This window comes from Arcobacter siniprincipis (SeqCode) (assembly GCF_048571125.1).
GTDB classification, from domain to species: Bacteria; Campylobacterota; Campylobacteria; order Campylobacterales; family Arcobacteraceae; genus Arcobacter; species Arcobacter siniprincipis.
This window is the reverse complement of the sequence record NZ_CP182343.1, coordinates 124,430-141,079: the sequence shown is the minus strand read 5'-3', so window position 1 is coordinate 141,079 and position 16,650 is coordinate 124,430. Positions and strand designations below refer to the sequence as shown.

Genomic DNA, 16,650 nt, shown 5'->3' with positions numbered 1-16,650 from the left:
TAATATGTAAAGGTATACAAAATGAAAGTTGTAATTTTAGATAGATCTACTTTAGGTTCAGATATGGACTTAAGTGTTTTAAATCAATTTGGGGAACTCGTTTGCTACGATTACACAAATGAAGAAGAAACAATAGCACGATTGAAGGATTGTGATATTGCAATTACCAATAAAGTTCTTATAACAAAAGAAGTTATTGATGCTACTGAGTTAAAATTGATTTGCATAAGTGCAACTGGTATGAATAATGTTGATGTAGAGTACGCTAAACATAAAGGTATAGAAGTTAAAAATGTAGCTGGGTATTCAACGTCAAGTGTTGCACAATTAACAATATCTTTTGCACTTAACTTTATACAAAAAATGGATTATTATTCTTCTTATGTAAAAGATGGTAATTGGCATAAATCAAAGATTTTTACTCATATAGATAACCCATTCATGGAACTTGATGGAAAAACTTGGGGAGTTATTGGTTTAGGAAATATTGGTGAAAAAGTCGCACAGATTGCAAGTGCATTTGGCTGTAACATAAAATATTACTCAACTTCTGGTATGAATTATAATGCGAATTATGATGCAACTAATCTCACAACATTAATATCAGAATCAGATATTATTTCAATTCACTCACCATTAAATGAAAAAACAAAAGATTTGTTAAACTATGAAAACATGAAATTATTAAAAAATGATGCAATTGTTATAAATGTTGCCCGTGGTGGAATAATAAATGAATATGACATAGTAAAAATATTAAAGGAAAAAAATATTTACTTTGCAATAGATACGGTTACAACTGAACCAATAGAAGAAGATTCTCCTCTTAATGAAGTTCTTGAAAATGATAATGTAATTATTACACCACATATTGCTTGGTCTTCTATTGAATCAAGAAAAAAACTTATAGAAGGTATTTATAATAATATAAAAGGATTTATTGATGAATAAAGATACTTTAAAATCATTGTTACAATATAAGTCAAATGAAATGATTCCTTCAACACAATTAATAAGAAAAAGCAAACTAGTATTTGATTCTATACACAATGATAAGATAGAAAAAGCTGTTATATTAAGAGATGGGAAACCATCTTTTATTTTAATGGACTTTAAAAAATATGAAGAAATTGTTAATTACTTTTTAAATAATAATATAAGTATTGATAATGAACTAGATATGTTAGAAGAAATCACAACTGTAAATAAAGAGATAAATTTACCTAAAGAAGTTAATAAATCTTTTAATAAAGTAAAAGAAGAAAAAAAATCATCTCTGTTAGAAAAACTTGATAGCATTGAGGGAATAATAATCAACGATAAAACAGATGTACAAGAGAATTTAAAAGACTTTTGGGAATAACATGTATGACGTAATAATTGTAGGTTCTGGTGGTGCTGGATTAAGTGCAGCATTAAGTGCTAAAGAAAAAACAAATAAAGTACTTGTTATATCAAAAACCTACCCTACTCACTCACAAACAGTTCAAGCACAAGGTGGAATAAATTGTGTTTTAGACTATGAAAATGATTCTATTTCTAATCATATAAATGATACTTACAAATCTTCAAAAGAATTAGGCAATATTAATACTATAAAAAAAATGTGTGAAAGTGCTCAAAAAACTATAACTTGGTTAGATGAATTAGGAGTACCATTTTCAAGAGATAATAGTGGGAAAGTAGCGCAAAGATATTTTGGTGGAACAAAGGCCAAAAGAACTTGTTATTCTTCTGATTATACTGGTCTTAAAATTATTCATACTTTATATGATAATTGTATTAAAAATAATATAGAATTTTTAAATGAACACACTTTAATTGATCTAATTATAAATGAAAATAAATACTTAGGAATAAAGGTTTTTAATCTACTAAGTGGTGAAGTAATTGATTTATATTCCAAAACTCTTATAGTTGCAACAGGAGGCTATGGGAATATATATTCGACCCATACAACAAATAGTGTCTCAACTACAGGTGATGGGCTTGTAATTGCTTTTAAACATGGAATTACACTATCAAATCTAGAATTCATACAATTTCACCCTACTGCACTTAAAGGTACTAATACTTTAATTAGTGAAAGTGCTAGAGCAGAAGGTGCTTTTTTGATTGATGATGAAGGAAATAGATTTGTAGATGAATTAACTACAAGAGATGAAGTAGCAAGAGCTATTAAGATAAAAATAGATAATGGGGAAAATGTATATTTAGATATGCGACATATTAATGCTAATATAATAAAAGAGAAAATGCCCCAAGAACATAAACTTATAAAAGACATTATGAATCTAGATGTTCATAAGGATTTGATTCCTATTGTTCCTGCAGTGCATTATACAATGGGTGGCATTTTAACTGATGTTTCATGTGAAACATCAATAAAAGATATCTATGCCTGTGGAGAAGTCGCGCAGAATAATACACATGGTGCAAATAGACTAGGAGGAAATTCCCTATTAGAAATTATAACTTTTGGCAAAATAGCGGGAAATAATGCTGCTGAAATATCCTTAAAAAAAGAGACAAATATTCCTAATAAAATAGAATTCAATGTAATAAATCTCATACTAGAAAAAAAGCTTGGAAAGTCTATTTATAAAATAAAAAATGATTTAAGTGAAGCAATGTTTAATTATGCAGGATTATATAGAACAGATAATGATTTAAAAAAACTTCATCTTTTGATTAAAAAATTTGAAGAAGAATATAAAAATACTGGAATAGAAAATAAAAGCAAAAAATATAATAAAAATATCGTTGATTATATTGAATTAGGTAATTTATTAATTTTATCAAAACTTGTATGCCAATCTGCACTAAAAAGAAGAGAATCAAGAGGTTCACATTTTAGAAAAGACTATAAACAAATAAATAAAGAATATCAAAAGATATCAACTTTTCAAAATATTAAAGAGAGATTTGAATATAAGCTTGAAGAAGCATTATGATAATAAGTATAAAGAGAAGAAATGATAAAGAAAATTATATGAAACAATATAAAATTGATAAAGAGAATATTTCTACTCTTGAAGCCCTAGAATATATAAAAGAAAACATAGATTCTACCTTAACTTACAGAAGTGGATGTAAAAGTGGAATTTGTGGTTCATGTAGTATTTTGGTAAATGATAAAGAAGTTTTAGCCTGTAAATGCAAATTAAATGATGATATCACAATAAAACCTCTAAAAAATGGCACTATTATAAAGGATTTAGTTGTAGATTTAGAACAAACAGCAAAACTTTTATATAAAAGTAAGGCATTTATTGAAAAATTTCAAGATATTAATATAAAAAAAGAAGATGAAAAACTAATAGATTTACAAAGTACCTGTATTTTATGTCAAAGTTGTTATAGTACTTGTCCAGTATATAGTGTAAATAAGGACTTTCTAGGTCCATTTGCCCTTACAAGAGTACTTAGATATGTAAATGATAAAAAAGAAGCGAACAAAGCCCAAAAACTCGATGCTATTCAAGTAAATGGAATATGGGATTGTACCTTATGTGGAAATTGTACAATTTCTTGTCCTCAATTTATAGATTCTAAAACTGACATTATGAATCTAAGAATGAAGTCGATTCAAAATGGATATTCAGATCCAACAATTCAAAGTAATGATTTCTTAAATGAGTTCAATAATTATAATGATTTTGATACTGGATTTAATCCAAATTCTTTTTAATTATTTGTCTAAAGATTTTTTTAAAACATCTCTAAAATGGAAATAAGGATCATCTTTCATCTTATTAGCTAATATAATTTTATCTTGTAATTCTTTATTATTTTCATAATACAAAGCAATAGATTCTTCTATAATTTTGCTTTTAGTTTTGCCACTATTTACACTTAATTCTGTCAAATATTCATTAGTTTTACCATCAATTGACATTCCTATCTTTACACGACCAATTTTTTGAATTGGTCTTCCAACTTTTCTTTTTTCCATCATACAGACCTTATATAATAGTATCTAGATAATTATATCTAGATATATCTAAATTAATCTAGACATAATTAAAAAATAGGATATTTTGATGAATTTTTACTAAAAAACATAAAATATTAGCTATTAATTTTGAGTATAAAGAGTAAGTTTGTTTAGAAGAAAAGATTCAATTAATTCATCAATACTTTTTTCGTTATTTGATATAAGAACTTTAGTTTTTTCATTAAGAAAAGGCCAAATATATTCTTTATCATTTAAAACAATTACATAATCAATCCATTCAATTACATCTTCTTTTCTATCAAAAAAATCACATGAAATTATTTGTCCATCATTTAAAATTACATAAGCCCATGAGTTATTTTCTTCAATACTTGAAATAATACATTCATGTCTATTATTAGAATCAGTTGGAATAAGTAGTGTCATTTATAACCTTTTAAATAAGATAATTTTTGTTGAACCAGTAAGAAAAAATATACAAAGACCAAAAATGTTGTTTGAATTTATTATTTTTAGCAAGATTATAAATCATAATAACATAATCTTCATTGAATAAATTTGTTTGATAATTAACATTAAGAATAGTTTTTAATAAGTCTTCACCATGACTATTAAAAATCCATTCATTATATGGAGAGTTAAATCCTTTTTTAGTTCTATTGATAATTTTTTCTGGAATATATTTACTAGCAATCTTTTTTAACAAATATTTATTTGTATCTCCAGTTTTTAATTTAGTATCAACACTAAATAAATAATCAACTAACCTAAAATCTAAAAACGGTGTTCTTACCTCAATAGAGTTTGCCATGGAAATTCTATCAACTTTAGAAAGTAATGACTGACCTAACCAAATTTTGAGATCAATATAACTCATCCAATCAACAGGATCTTTTTTTGCTTTTTCTTGTTTGAAAGTAGGAAGTCGTTTAAATAAACGTTTTTTTTGTATAGTAGTATATATTTCACCAAAAGAGTTGTAAATATTTTCATCAGTAACCACTCTACGTAAGTATTCACTCTCTTTAGTATTATTTTGCAAAGCAGAGATGATGTCTTTTAAAAATCCATCTTGATCAGCTGATAAAGATTCTTTAAACTTATAGTATTTTAGAAATTTTGAATAATTGTCATATCCTAAAAAAAGTTCATCACTACCCTCACCACTCAAAACAACTTTTATTCCTTTTTTATTAATTAGTTTTGTAAGACAATATAAAGGGAAAGCAGCACTATCAGCATGGGGTTCTTCTAGGGCATCAATAACTTCATCAAAGACATCAATAAAGTCATTTCTAGATACCTCTAAGGGATGATGTATAGAATTAATATCTTTTGATACTAAAGAAGCATAATCAAGCTCAGAATAGCTTATATGGTCACTATATCCTACAGAGAAAGTGTTGATACGCTTTCCTGTAATATTTGTATACAAAGAAGATATAAGTGAACTGTCAATTCCTCCACTTAATAAGCTCCCTACTTCCACATCTCCTACAAGTCTAGACTCAACACTTTTAAATAAAAGCTCTTCTATATCATTTAAAGCTTGCTTTTCATCAACAACTTTTTTGTAAGTATTGATTTTATAATATTTTTTGATAAATAACTCATTATTAGACACAAGCATATAAGAAGAGGCTTCTAATTTATTAATATCATTATAAAAAGTTAAATCATTTAATGAAACAAAATATTGTAAATATTGAGATAAAGCAACTTTATTTAATTTTGGAGTAAAACCCAATATTTCTATTATAGATTTAATAGAAGAAGAGAAGATAAATTTATTATCTTTGAAATAATAAAAAAATGGTTTCTTCCCATATCTATCCCTAGCACAAAAATACTTTTCTAGTTTTAAATCAAAAATTGCGAAGGAAAACATACCATTTAATTTATTTAAAAACTCAATTCCATACTTTTGATATAACCTAATAATCACTTCCGTATCAGAGGATGTTTTACAAATAAGATTTTCAACTTTTATTAACTCTTTGTAATTATAAATTTCACCATTAAAAACAATCAAAATATCATCAAATATCATAGGCTGATTGGCTTCATCATCAACATCAATAATAGACAATCTTGTATGACCAAATTGATAATTCTTATGATTGAAAACCTTAGAATAATCTGGCCCTCTATTATTCATAATAGTTAAGGCTGAGTCAAAATTGTTTGAAATAAAATTAGAGCCTAATATTCCACACATATTATAATCCAAAAAAAGAATTGATTAAAAGTATATAAACATAAGTTAAAATCACAAAGATAAGGGAACTAACTAAAACAGAAAAAGTTGCATCAATGGGTTTACACTTATATAAAGAAGCAAGATTTACATTATTAACAGCAAGGGGAACAAGTAATTCCATAAATATAATCGCACTAACCATAGCTGGTAAATCAAATAAAAAGATAACACAAAGACCAACAGAAGGTAAAATAAAGTGTTTAAACAAAGAGATATTAAGTGCCAAATGCCAATTAGCCGATTTGATTTTAACGTCGGACATAAAGATTCCAAATATTACTAACTGCATAACAATAGCTGTATATGCTCCCATTGTGAAAAATTTTTCAAAGTCTGCATTAATATGTAAATCATAATAATTGAATAGTATGGCAATAAAAGTTACATGAATTGCAGGCATTTTAAAAATTGCTTTTAGAGAAGATTTTATATTAAATTTTTCTCCTGTAAAAAAATAAACAGAAAATATATACATATAAAATATATTAACAATATTAATAATAGAAGTATAAGGAACACTTTGTAAACCAAAAATAGCTATTCCTAATGGAATACCTAAATTACCAGTATTACCAACTAAAGATGAAGCCAAAAAAATAGATTTATCTTGAACATCTTTTTTAAAAAACTTCAAAGAATAAAAATATACAATAACTAAAACAAGTAAAAGAGATATTCCACTAACTACAGGTGTAAGAAGAAAATCTTTACTAATAGGAGCTCTAGTTAATCCCCAAAACACAAGTAAAGGCTGAAGAAAATATAAATTTAATAATACTAAAGTTCTTTCATTTACTTCACCTTTAAAAGATTTTTTAAAAACAAAACCAATTAAAATAAACAAATAAATAGTAGCAACTGAGATTAAAGCTTGAATGAAATATTCCTCATGATAATTTATGAAATGTTATCATAAGGAACATTAATTAAGAAAATTTAAAATTTAAAGCATCATACCTTTTATCATAAAAAAGATGGTAGCAGATACAAAAGCAGCAGCAGGAACAGTAATTATCCAAGCTGCAATAATTTTTTTAATTGCATCTCTTTTAACATATTTTATTCGTTTAGCTGATTTGAACTCTTTTCTCTCTAGTTTAACTTTTTCATCTTTTTCATCAATCAAATTGTATAATTCAACTATTCTTTTATAATCAATTTTTGACTTAGAATCTTTAGCAGCAAGTTGATTTAATTCCAATTGATATTTATCAAGTTGATTTTTATCTTTTTTAAACTTACCTCTGATTTCTTTTAAGAATTTTTCTTCAGATGAATCTAACCATTCCCTTAAAAAACCAACTCCAAATACACCACCAACAGCAATATGAGTAGAAGAGACTGGAAGTCCTAGTTGAGAAGCAATAATAACAGTAATTGCAGCTGCCATTGCAATAGAAAAAGCTCTTACTTGATCAAGCTCAGTAATTTCTGAACCAACTGTTTTTATAAGTCTAGGACCATAAAGTGCTAAACCAATAGCAATACCAATAGCACCAACAGCCATAACCCATAATGGAATACCAACTTTTGATGAAATTGTAGCATTCATTACAGCATCATTAATAGCAGCCAATGGACCAATAGCATTTGCAACATCATTTGCACCATGGGCAAAAGATAATAAAGCAGCAGCAAAAATCAAAGGAATATTAAACAAACTATTTACACTTATTCTATTATCTGTTAATTTTAATGATTTTTTTGCAATCAAAGGTTTAACAAGAATAAAAACAACAATTGAAATAATAAGACCAAGAATTAAAGCAGTAACAAAATCTACTTTAATAAGATGTTTTAAACCTTTTAAAATAATATATGTAGAAAAAGCCCATGTCATAAAGGCAATTAATAAAGGAACAAATTTCTTTGCTGAATCTAATTTCTCATCTTTAAACATAATATTTTTTTTAATAAAATATAAAAACAGTGCAGCGATAACACCACCTAAAATCGGTGAAATAACCCAAGATGCGGCAATCTTACCCATTGTTTCCCATGAAACAATGTCAAAACCAGCAGCTGCAATACCAGCACCCATAACTCCACCAACAATTGAGTGAGTAGTAGAAACAGGAGCACCAATTGATGTCGCAAAATTAAGCCACAAAGCAGCAGATAATAAAGCAGCTGTCATAGCCCAAACAAAAATTTGTGGATTAGAGATTAGAGCTGGATTAATAATTCCTTTTTTTATAGTATTAACAACATCACCACCAGCAACTAAAGCACCCAGAGCTTCAAAAATAGCTGCAATAACAATAGCCCACATAAGTGTCATAGCTTTGGCACCAACAGCTGGCCCCACATTATTAGCAACATCATTTGCACCAATATTCATTGCCATGTAAGCACCAAATACAGCACCAATAATCAAAAAGCTGTTATTAGGTAGTTCCTCATGTGAAGAATAACTCCACAAAAATACAATAACTATAAACAATAATGCAAGAGAAAGTTTTGCAAAACTAGGAAGAGACTTGTCTCTTGCATCATCCATTTTTTTTATGGTATTAAAATCCAAAGATATCCTTTTGTAACCATTTTGTAATTTTTAGTAGTTAAAATATTACCCACTCTCTAGTTACATAAAACTTAAACTAAACTTAAATTTTTATACCTTTTAGTATTAACTTATAATTAAAGTATATAAATTATTCTAAAATAAATCTATATTAATAAATTGTTAATAAAAAATTTACTTAAGTACTATTTAAGTGCTTTTATATATAATAGTAATAAATTATAGATAAAGGAAAGAATATGACTATAAGAATTATTACAGAAAATGAATTTCCAGAAGTATCTAAAATGAAAAAAAAATTTAATATTTTTAGCGTTGTAGGTATAAAAAATGGAGAATTAGAAAGTGTTGAGTTTTTTGGTAAAAATGGAGTGTTTAGAGCATTTGGTAGAAATACTCAAGAAGCTTATAAGAAAGCAACAAAAGTTGTTAAAAGATACTATAAAGAGAAGAGAAGAGATTAATCTCTTCTTCTTCCTCCACCGTTTCTATCTCCACCGCCACTTCTGTTTCGGTTTCCACCGCCACCATTTCGGTTTCGATTACCTCCACCAAATCTTCCTCTTCTTTGACCACCTCGACCTCTTGAATCATCGCCTCTGTCGTCTTTTAATCTTTCGAAAAGTTTTTTAATATCAATTTCTGATTTACCAATATAATTGTTACCTTTTACAATAGTTGCATCAGATAAAATTGACGCTAATTTAAAAGCAATAGTTGATAAATCAAATTCTTCTTTTAAACTTTCTACTAGTGAAATACCAGAATCATAAACTTTTTGTTCAGAAATTTTACCTCGTAAAGTACTAGTTTTTTTCTCTTTAACAGAGTCAATATTAGGAATAACTTTCGCTTCCATTTTTCCACCAGTAGTTTTTTGAATCTTTTGAATCATTCTAAACTCATGTGGAGTTACAATTGAAATAGCAACACCCTCTTTTCCAGCTCTCCCTGTTCTACCAATTCTATGTACATAAGATTCAGAATCAAATGGTAAATGATAATTAAATACATGAGATACATCATTTACATCTAATCCTCTTGCCGCCACATCTGTAGCAATAAGTACATCTAAAGCACCTTTTTTGAAAGATCTAATTACTTCTTCTCTTTGTCTTTGTTCCATATCTCCATGAAGACCTTTAGCCATATGTCCTTGAGATACTAGGTAAGTTGATAATCTATCAACTTCCTTTTTAGTGCGACAGAATATGATAGATTTTTCAGGATTTTTGAAATCAAAAAGTCTGATTAATGCATCATCTCTCTCATATTCATCAACTACATAAAATAATTGAGTAATTTTAGAGTTAGTCATTTCTGCTTTTGTAACAGTAATAAACTCTGGTTCTTTTAAAATGTTTTGTGCAAGTTTTTTAATTGCAGGAGGCATTGTTGCTGAGAAAAGAAGAGTTTGTCTATCTTTTGGTAAATAAGTAAAGATTTCTTTAATATCATCAAGAAATCCCATATCTAACATCTCATCAGCTTCATCTAAAACTACGAAAGATGGTTTAATATCAATCTTTTTACCTTTTAATAAATCAATTAATCTACCAGGAGTAGCAACAATAATTGATGCTCTATCTATATTTTTTAACTGCATAGAGTAAGATTGACCACCATAAACAGTTGCTGTGTTCATTCCTGAACTTTTACCGAATCTAAATAATTCGTCAGAAACTTGCATTGCAAGTTCTCTTGTTGGAACAATAACTACAGCTTCAACACCAGAGTTACCTTTCATCATATTAATCATTGGAAGACCAAATGCAGCTGTTTTACCAGTACCAGTTTGCGCTTGACCAACCATATCTTTACCACTTAAAACTACAGGAATAGCATCTTCTTGAATAGGACTTGGTTGTATAAAACCTGCGTCATCAATAGCCTTTTGTAGTTCTTGTTTAAAATTGAAATCTGAGAAATTCATTAATTACCTTTGTGTATTTTATATACACGTATATATTTAAAACTAAAAGTTTGAAACTTGATAAAACAGTTTAGTTATAAAAGTGTACAGTAACTAAATGAGTGAGTAATAAGTATAATTGTGTATATTTGCTGGATTATACATAAATTTGTATTAGTTTAAGCTTTAACAAAAGAGTTTTATGCTCTTTTGTTAAATATCACCTAAACCTTTGTAGTGTTCTAAGTATTTTGTATCGTAATTATTATCATTGAAATCTTTATTTCCCATCATCTTAATGTGAAAAGGAATAGTTGTCTTGATTCCATATACTTCAAACTCATTTAAAGCTCTTTTCATAATTTTGATAGCTTTTTCTCTATCTCTTCCCCAAACGATTAGTTTCCCAATCATAGAGTCATAATAAGGAGGCACTACATAATTTGTATAAATGTGAGAATCAACTCTTACATTTCTTCCACCAGGAACCATCCATTGAGTGATTTTTCCAGGACTTGGTAAAAATGTATTTGGATCTTCTGCTGTAATTCTACACTCTATTGCATGACCTCTAAATTTAATTGTTTCCTGAGGAGGAACTTCTTCTCCTTCTGCAACTTTAATCATAAGCTCAACAATATCAATTCCTGAAACCATTTCAGAAACTGGATGTTCAACTTGAAGTCTAGTATTCATCTCCATAAAATAAATATTTTGTTTATCATCAGCTAAAAACTCAAAAGTTCCAGCACCTTCATATTTTAAATATTTAGTAGCTTTAACTGCAACATCATGAAGTTTCGCTCTAGTTTCATCATTTAATAAAATAGCTGGTGATTCTTCAATAACTTTTTGATGTCTTCTTTGTAGTGAACAATCTCTTTCACCTATATGAATGGCATTTCCATGAGAGTCCCCTACTACTTGAACTTCAATATGTCTTGGATTATTAATAAATCTCTCTAAATACATAGTACCATCACCAAAAGCTGCTAAAGCTTCACTAGAAGCTGCTGTAAATAGTTGGTCAAATTTATCTTCTGATTCAATAAGTCTCATACCTCTACCACCACCACCAGCTGATGCTTTTGCCATGATTGGATAACCTATTTCACGAGCTACTTTTCTTCCTTCTTCCACATTATGAACAGCACCAGTAGATCCAGGAACAACAGGAACCCCTGCTCTTACCATCTCTTCTTTTGCTTTAGATTTATCAGCCATTTTTTCCATTACTTCAACAGAAGGACCTATAAATTTAATATTGTGCAATCTACAAATTTCTACAAAATCTTGATTTTCAGATAAAAACCCATATCCTGGGAAAATTGCATCACAGCCAGTCATTTCAGCTGCTGTAATAATTGCAGGAATATTTAAGTATGATTCACTTGATTTTGCACCACCAATACAAACTGCTTCATCAGCATGTTTTAAATATGAAGCTTCTTTATCCCCTGCACTATAAACTGCAACTGATTTCTTACCCATTTCTCTAATAGTTCGAACTGCTCTTTGAACAATTTCTCCCCTATTAGCTATTAAGATTTTTTTAATTTCTGCCATATTTAATCTTTCTTATAATTTTTCTACAACAAATAGTGGCATATCATATTCTACTGGATTAGAATCTTCAACTAATACTTTCACAATTTTACAATCAAATTCTGCTTCAACTTCATTCATGATTTTCATAGCTTCTAAAATACATAAAGTTTGTCCAGCTTTTACAGTATCCCCTACTTTTACAAATGCAGCAGACTCAGGAGATGGTGAAGCATAAAAAGTTCCAATCATTGGAGAATTAATTGTATCTCCTGTAATAGGTGCTGCTGTTTCATTAGTAACAGAAGTACTTGCAGCAATAGGTGCAGGTGCTTGAGCTACTTGAACTGCAGGTGCAGTAGTTGTTACAATTGATCCTCCATCAAAACCAGTTTGCATACTAATTTCAAATTCGCCATCTTTGATTTTTAATTTATTTAAATCACTTTTATCAAAAACTCTAATTAATTCTTTTATATCTTTGAATTCCATCTCTAGCCTTTATTTTGAAAATTTTAGGGTATAATACACAAATAACTATAAAAATGTAATAAATTAAAAATTTATAAAATTTGACAATTTTTAACATAATTTGTACATTTTTAATGAAAATTTTAAGAAAACTACTGATTTTTTAGAAAAATTGTTGATTTTTTAGAAAAATAAAAAATGCTTTAGGATAAAAAATGATAAGTGATAAAAACTTTATAAATATTGCACATGAGATAGCAAGTGCTTCAAAATGTGTATCAAAACAAGTAGGTGCAGTAATAGTAAAAGATGGAAGAATTTTATCAACAGGTTATAATGGAACACCAGCTGGATATATAAATTGTAAAGAACATTGGAATGATGAATATACAAAGGACCATCATGATTGGTCAAAAACCTATGAAATACATGCAGAAATGAATGCACTAATTTGGGCTGCAAGAAAAGGTATAAGCATAGAAGGAGCAACTATTTATGTGACTTTAGAGCCTTGTAGTGAGTGCTCAAAAAACTTAATCGCAGCAGGAATTAAAAGAATTGTTTTCCAAAAAGCATATGAGCATACAGCTTCAGATATTGTTTCAAAATTCTTAAAAGACAACAAAGTAGTAATAGAACAAATAAATTAAATGGCTCACAAAGACAACAATACATTTTATAATAAAACCATTAAAAAATATGGCATAAGTGCAAGGGGAGTTCACTGGAATTCTGAATTTTCCCAATATAAAAGGTTTGAGATTTTAACAGAGTTTATAAAAGATGAAATTAAAGACTCAACTATAATAGATGCAGGATGTGGTTTTGGAGAGTATTATAACTATTTATTTGATAATAATTTAAAACCAAAATCTTACATTGGTATTGATTGTGAAAAACAAATGATAGAGTTAGCTAGTAAAAGATTTTTGAATGTTAAATTCTATCTTGTAGACATTCTTTTAGATGAATTAGAAGAAGCAGATTATTATGTATGTAGTGGAGCTTTAAGTATTCTAACAAAAAATGAAATTAAAACATTTATTAAGAAGTGCTTTAATTCATCAAAAAAAGGATTTATTTTTAACTTTTTAAAAAATGATTCCTTGACTAATATTAAACCAAAAGATATATTATCACACATCAAAACACTAACAGAAGATATAACAATAAAGGATAATTATTTAGACAATGACTTTTCAATTTTTATGAAAAAATAGAAATATCATATTATTGTTATACCAATTTTATATAATTTACCATCAAAAGAGGAGTTTTTATGACTATAGGACTATTTATACCTTGCTTTATGAATGAGCTTTATCCGCAAAGCTGTATGGCAACTTTAAAGCTTTTAGAAAAATTAAAATTTAATGTAGAATATCCAATGGAGCAAACTTGCTGTGGACAACCAATGGCAAACTCAGGTTGTAGCCAAGATATTGAAAAATTAGCACACAGATTTGTAAATACTTTTAAAAAATATGACTATGTAGTAGCACCTAGTGGTTCATGTGTAACCATGGTAAAAGAGCATTATGAGCCATTTTTTAATGACAATAAAGATTATAATAAAATCAAAACATCAATATATGAAATAACAGAATTTCTACACGACATTGCAAAAATTGATAAATTAGATTCAAAATTTAATTACAAAGTTGGAGTTCATAATTCATGTCATGGACATAGAGTTTTAAAACTTGGAAGTGCAAGTGAACTTAACATCCCACATTTTAATAAACTAGAAAATCTTTTATCACTTGTTGAGGGAATAGAACTAGTTAAATTAAATAGAGAAGATGAGTGCTGTGGTTTTGGTGGAACTTTTTGTGTAACAGAAGAAGCAATATCTGTTGCAATGGGAAAAGATAGAATAAAAGACCATATGGATTCAAATGTTCAAATTATGACAGGTGCAGATATGTCATGTTTGATGCATATGCAAGGAATAATGAATAGGGACAAAAATCCTATCAAAGTTATGCATATAAGTGAAATACTTTTAGGAGAAACGATATGAGTCATCCAGAAGAAGCAGCAAAATTTGTAGCCAATGATGAGAGAATGCATTGGCATGACAAAGCATTATGGTTTGTAAGAGAAAAAAGAGATGTCTCAAGTAAAGGAATACCTGAATGGGAAAAATTAAGAGAATATGCAAATAATATAAAAACACATACTATGCATAAACTTGATTTTTACCTAGAAGAGTTTGAAAAAAATGCAATAAAAAAAGGTATAAAAGTTCATTGGGCAAAAGATGCCCAAGAACATAATAAAATAGTTCATGAAATCTTAGCTTCACACAATGTAACAAAACTTGTAAAATCAAAATCAATGCTAACAGAAGAGTGTCATTTAAATCCTTATCTAGAAAGTAAAGGAATTGAAGTTATTGATACAGATTTAGGTGAAAGAATTGTTCAACTTAGAAATGAACCACCTTCACATATAGTACTACCAGCGATTCACCTTAAAAAATCTGATGTAAGTGATACTTTTCATGAACACTTGGGAACTGAAAAAGGAAACGATGATCCTACTTATTTAACAAGGGCGGCAAGAGCTAGTTTAAGAGAAGATTTCCTGACAGCACAAGCAGGACTTACGGGTGTAAACTTTGCCATAAGTGAAACAGGTGGAATAGTTGTTTGTACAAATGAAGGAAATGCAGATATGGGGGCAAGTGTTCCTAAACTTCATATTGCTTCTATGGGTATAGAAAAAACTATTCCGAGACTTAAAGACTTATCAGTATTTACAAGATTATTAGCACGAAGTGCAACTGGTCAAGCTATTACATCTTATACATCACATTACCATGGTCCAGTGGAAGGTGGAGAGATGCATATTGTAATAGTAGATAATAAAAGAACTCCAATATTAGCAGATGCCACTTATCAAAAATCACTTAATTGTATTAGATGTGGTGCTTGTATGAATACTTGTCCAATCTATAGAAGAAGTGGTGGTCACTCTTATAAATATGTAATTCCAGGACCTATTGGTTCAAATTTAGGAGCATTTAGAAATCCTAAAGAACACAAGTCCTTACCTTTTGCTTGTACCCTTTGTGCTTCATGTACAAATGTATGTCCTGTAAAAATTGACTTGGATTCACAACTTTACGCCCATAGACAAGACCTTGCTAAAAAGCATTTAATAGACACAAAAAAAGCAGTAGCTATGAAGATAACTTCATGGGTAATGGATCACCCTACACTATTTAATATAGGTGGGAAAATCATGAGAAAAGTAATTCCAATGTTACCTGATTCTATTATTTACTCAAAAGCAAATGTTTGGGGAAAACAAAGGGATATTCCAAAGATGCCAAAAAACTCTTTCAAAGAGTTATATAAACAAAGAAAGGATTCATAATGTCAAGTAGAGATGAGATATTAAATGCTATTAAATCAAATAATGTAGTAAAAGATGAAATCCTTCCTGAATATGATCATTTTGGAATAACTTTTGAAAATAAATTAGAAAAATATGCCCAAGTCATAAAAACTGTAGGCGGAGAATCTATTATAACAACAAAAGAGAAACTTGATGAAACTATAAAAGATCTATATAAAGATGAGTTAGGGCAAGTTTATTCAAATGTGGAATTTTGTTCATTAAGTAATTTTGATGCAAATGCACAAGATGATGCTCACAACTTAAAAGATATAGATTTAGCAATAGTTAAAGGAAATTTTGCAGTTGCTGAAAATGGTGCAGTTTGGTTAAAAGATGAGAATAATAGACATAGAAGTCTTTATTTCATAGCTCAAAATATCATAATAGTAGTAAATAAAAATGATATTGTAAATAATATGCATGAAGCTTATACAAAAATAGAGTTTGAAAATAGTGGATATGGTGTATTTGTTTCAGGGCCTTCAAAAACAGCAGACATAGAACAATCACTTGTAATAGGAGCACATGGTCCAAAATCTGGATATATCATTTTTGTAGATTAATGATATAAT

At 28.4% G+C, this 16,650-nt stretch carries 18 protein-coding genes; 10 read left to right on the top strand and 8 right to left on the bottom strand.

Annotated features, from left to right (window positions below; genetic code table 11):
* Positions 1 to 21: 21 nt before the first annotated feature.
* The 4 genes from ACNI3D_RS00710 to ACNI3D_RS00695 are packed head-to-tail and all read left to right on the top strand — an operon-like array spanning position 22 to position 3,691.
* The gene (locus ACNI3D_RS00710; RefSeq protein ID WP_129100265.1) at positions 22 to 951 is read left to right on the top strand and encodes a D-2-hydroxyacid dehydrogenase; all 930 of its coding nucleotides are present in this window, start codon (positions 22 to 24) and stop codon (positions 949 to 951) included.
* Positions 944 to 1,363 (top strand): hypothetical protein, encoded by a 420-nt coding sequence (locus ACNI3D_RS00705; RefSeq protein WP_419767917.1) that lies wholly within the window; start codon positions 944 to 946, stop codon positions 1,361 to 1,363. The genes ACNI3D_RS00710 and ACNI3D_RS00705 overlap by 8 nt, the downstream gene beginning before the upstream one ends.
* A 1-nt stretch (position 1,364) precedes the next feature.
* Positions 1,365 to 2,954 (top strand): FAD-dependent oxidoreductase, encoded by a 1,590-nt coding sequence (locus tag ACNI3D_RS00700; RefSeq protein WP_419767916.1) that lies wholly within the window; start codon positions 1,365 to 1,367, stop codon positions 2,952 to 2,954.
* Positions 2,951 to 3,691: a succinate dehydrogenase/fumarate reductase iron-sulfur subunit gene (locus tag ACNI3D_RS00695; protein WP_419767915.1), complete on the top strand. Its 741-nt coding sequence runs from the start codon at positions 2,951 to 2,953 to the stop codon at positions 3,689 to 3,691. The genes ACNI3D_RS00700 and ACNI3D_RS00695 overlap by 4 nt, the downstream gene beginning before the upstream one ends.
* Here the strand turns inward: ACNI3D_RS00695 and ACNI3D_RS00690 are convergent, their stop codons facing one another.
* From ACNI3D_RS00690 to ACNI3D_RS00670, 5 genes are all read right to left on the bottom strand, one after another.
* On the bottom strand, positions 3,692 to 3,955 hold the full coding sequence (locus ACNI3D_RS00690) for a ribbon-helix-helix domain-containing protein (RefSeq protein ID WP_419767914.1): 264 nt from the start codon (positions 3,953 to 3,955) through the stop codon (positions 3,692 to 3,694).
* A 123-nt stretch (positions 3,956 to 4,078) separates the two neighbouring features.
* On the bottom strand, positions 4,079 to 4,384 hold the full coding sequence (locus tag ACNI3D_RS00685) for a hypothetical protein (RefSeq protein ID WP_013133951.1): 306 nt from the start codon (positions 4,382 to 4,384) through the stop codon (positions 4,079 to 4,081).
* A gap of 10 nt (positions 4,385 to 4,394) precedes the next feature.
* Positions 4,395 to 6,176: an asparagine synthase (glutamine-hydrolyzing) gene (asnB, locus tag ACNI3D_RS00680; RefSeq protein WP_419767913.1), complete on the bottom strand. Its 1,782-nt coding sequence runs from the start codon at positions 6,174 to 6,176 to the stop codon at positions 4,395 to 4,397.
* A 1-nt stretch (position 6,177) separates the two neighbouring features.
* Complete coding sequence (locus tag ACNI3D_RS00675; protein ID WP_419769006.1) at positions 6,178 to 7,083, bottom strand: AEC family transporter; 906 nt, start codon at positions 7,081 to 7,083, stop codon at positions 6,178 to 6,180.
* Between the two features lie 78 nt (positions 7,084 to 7,161).
* A complete protein-coding gene (locus tag ACNI3D_RS00670) occupies positions 7,162 to 8,718 on the bottom strand; it encodes an inorganic phosphate transporter (RefSeq protein WP_258238655.1) in 1,557 nt (518 codons plus the stop codon).
* Between the two features lie 263 nt (positions 8,719 to 8,981).
* On the opposite strand from ACNI3D_RS00670, the gene ACNI3D_RS00665 reads away from it, so the two are divergent.
* A complete protein-coding gene (locus ACNI3D_RS00665) occupies positions 8,982 to 9,206 on the top strand; it encodes a hypothetical protein (protein WP_129100274.1) in 225 nt (74 codons plus the stop codon).
* Here the strand turns inward: ACNI3D_RS00665 and ACNI3D_RS00660 are convergent.
* The 3 genes from ACNI3D_RS00660 to accB all read right to left on the bottom strand — a co-directional run bounded on the left by ACNI3D_RS00660 (position 9,203) and on the right by accB (position 12,691).
* Positions 9,203 to 10,675, bottom strand: coding sequence for a DEAD/DEAH box helicase (locus tag ACNI3D_RS00660; protein ID WP_129100275.1), 1,473 nt, complete (start codon positions 10,673 to 10,675; stop codon positions 9,203 to 9,205). The genes ACNI3D_RS00665 and ACNI3D_RS00660 overlap by 4 nt on opposite strands.
* Before the next feature lie 192 nt (positions 10,676 to 10,867).
* A complete protein-coding gene (locus ACNI3D_RS00655; RefSeq protein ID WP_419767912.1) occupies positions 10,868 to 12,220 on the bottom strand; it encodes an acetyl-CoA carboxylase biotin carboxylase subunit in 1,353 nt (450 codons plus the stop codon).
* A gap of 12 nt (positions 12,221 to 12,232) precedes the next feature.
* A complete protein-coding gene (gene accB, locus ACNI3D_RS00650) occupies positions 12,233 to 12,691 on the bottom strand; it encodes an acetyl-CoA carboxylase biotin carboxyl carrier protein (RefSeq protein ID WP_419767911.1) in 459 nt (152 codons plus the stop codon).
* Between the two features lie 194 nt (positions 12,692 to 12,885).
* On the opposite strand from accB, the gene ACNI3D_RS00645 reads away from it, so the two are divergent.
* The 5 genes from ACNI3D_RS00645 to ACNI3D_RS00625 are packed head-to-tail and all read left to right on the top strand — an operon-like array spanning position 12,886 to position 16,641.
* A complete protein-coding gene (locus tag ACNI3D_RS00645; protein ID WP_129100278.1) occupies positions 12,886 to 13,320 on the top strand; it encodes a deoxycytidylate deaminase in 435 nt (144 codons plus the stop codon).
* Positions 13,321 to 13,890 carry a class I SAM-dependent methyltransferase gene (locus ACNI3D_RS00640; protein WP_419767910.1) on the top strand — a complete coding sequence of 190 codons (570 nt, stop codon included), beginning with the start codon at positions 13,321 to 13,323 and terminating at the stop codon, positions 13,888 to 13,890. It begins immediately after the preceding gene.
* A 59-nt stretch (positions 13,891 to 13,949) separates the two neighbouring features.
* Complete coding sequence (locus ACNI3D_RS00635) at positions 13,950 to 14,693, top strand: (Fe-S)-binding protein (protein ID WP_129100280.1); 744 nt, start codon at positions 13,950 to 13,952, stop codon at positions 14,691 to 14,693.
* Complete coding sequence (locus ACNI3D_RS00630) at positions 14,690 to 16,054, top strand: lactate utilization protein B (RefSeq protein ID WP_419767909.1); 1,365 nt, start codon at positions 14,690 to 14,692, stop codon at positions 16,052 to 16,054. The genes ACNI3D_RS00635 and ACNI3D_RS00630 overlap by 4 nt, the downstream gene beginning before the upstream one ends.
* Entirely contained in the window at positions 16,054 to 16,641 is a 588-nt protein-coding gene (locus ACNI3D_RS00625; RefSeq protein ID WP_419767908.1) for a LutC/YkgG family protein, read from the top strand. Before ACNI3D_RS00630 ends, ACNI3D_RS00625 begins: the two co-directional genes overlap by 1 nt.
* Positions 16,642 to 16,650 lie beyond the last annotated feature (9 nt).

Excerpts from the sequence above, each read along its gene's own strand:
- ACNI3D_RS00685 (WP_013133951.1), bottom strand. The coding sequence starts at position 4,384 with ATGACACTACTTATTCCAACTGATTCTAATAATAGACATGAATGTATT.
- ACNI3D_RS00660 (WP_129100275.1), bottom strand. The coding sequence starts at position 10,675 with ATGAATTTCTCAGATTTCAATTTTAAACAAGAACTACAAAAGGCTATT.
- ACNI3D_RS00645 (WP_129100278.1), top strand. The coding sequence starts at position 12,886 with ATGATAAGTGATAAAAACTTTATAAATATTGCACATGAGATAGCAAGT.
- ACNI3D_RS00635 (WP_129100280.1), top strand. The coding sequence starts at position 13,950 with ATGACTATAGGACTATTTATACCTTGCTTTATGAATGAGCTTTATCCG.
- ACNI3D_RS00665 (WP_129100274.1), top strand. The coding sequence starts at position 8,982 with ATGACTATAAGAATTATTACAGAAAATGAATTTCCAGAAGTATCTAAA.
- ACNI3D_RS00710 (WP_129100265.1), top strand. The coding sequence starts at position 22 with ATGAAAGTTGTAATTTTAGATAGATCTACTTTAGGTTCAGATATGGAC.
- ACNI3D_RS00700 (WP_419767916.1), top strand. The coding sequence starts at position 1,365 with ATGTATGACGTAATAATTGTAGGTTCTGGTGGTGCTGGATTAAGTGCA.
- ACNI3D_RS00695 (WP_419767915.1), top strand. The coding sequence starts at position 2,951 with ATGATAATAAGTATAAAGAGAAGAAATGATAAAGAAAATTATATGAAA.
- ACNI3D_RS00640 (WP_419767910.1), top strand. The coding sequence starts at position 13,321 with ATGGCTCACAAAGACAACAATACATTTTATAATAAAACCATTAAAAAA.
- ACNI3D_RS00655 (WP_419767912.1), bottom strand. The coding sequence starts at position 12,220 with ATGGCAGAAATTAAAAAAATCTTAATAGCTAATAGGGGAGAAATTGTT.
- asnB (WP_419767913.1), bottom strand. The coding sequence starts at position 6,176 with ATGTGTGGAATATTAGGCTCTAATTTTATTTCAAACAATTTTGACTCA.
- accB (WP_419767911.1), bottom strand. The coding sequence starts at position 12,691 with ATGGAATTCAAAGATATAAAAGAATTAATTAGAGTTTTTGATAAAAGT.
- ACNI3D_RS00705 (WP_419767917.1), top strand. The coding sequence starts at position 944 with ATGAATAAAGATACTTTAAAATCATTGTTACAATATAAGTCAAATGAA.
- ACNI3D_RS00630 (WP_419767909.1), top strand. The coding sequence starts at position 14,690 with ATGAGTCATCCAGAAGAAGCAGCAAAATTTGTAGCCAATGATGAGAGA.
- ACNI3D_RS00625 (WP_419767908.1), top strand. The coding sequence starts at position 16,054 with ATGTCAAGTAGAGATGAGATATTAAATGCTATTAAATCAAATAATGTA.
- ACNI3D_RS00690 (WP_419767914.1), bottom strand. The coding sequence starts at position 3,955 with ATGGAAAAAAGAAAAGTTGGAAGACCAATTCAAAAAATTGGTCGTGTA.
- ACNI3D_RS00670 (WP_258238655.1), bottom strand. The coding sequence starts at position 8,718 with ATGGATGATGCAAGAGACAAGTCTCTTCCTAGTTTTGCAAAACTTTCT.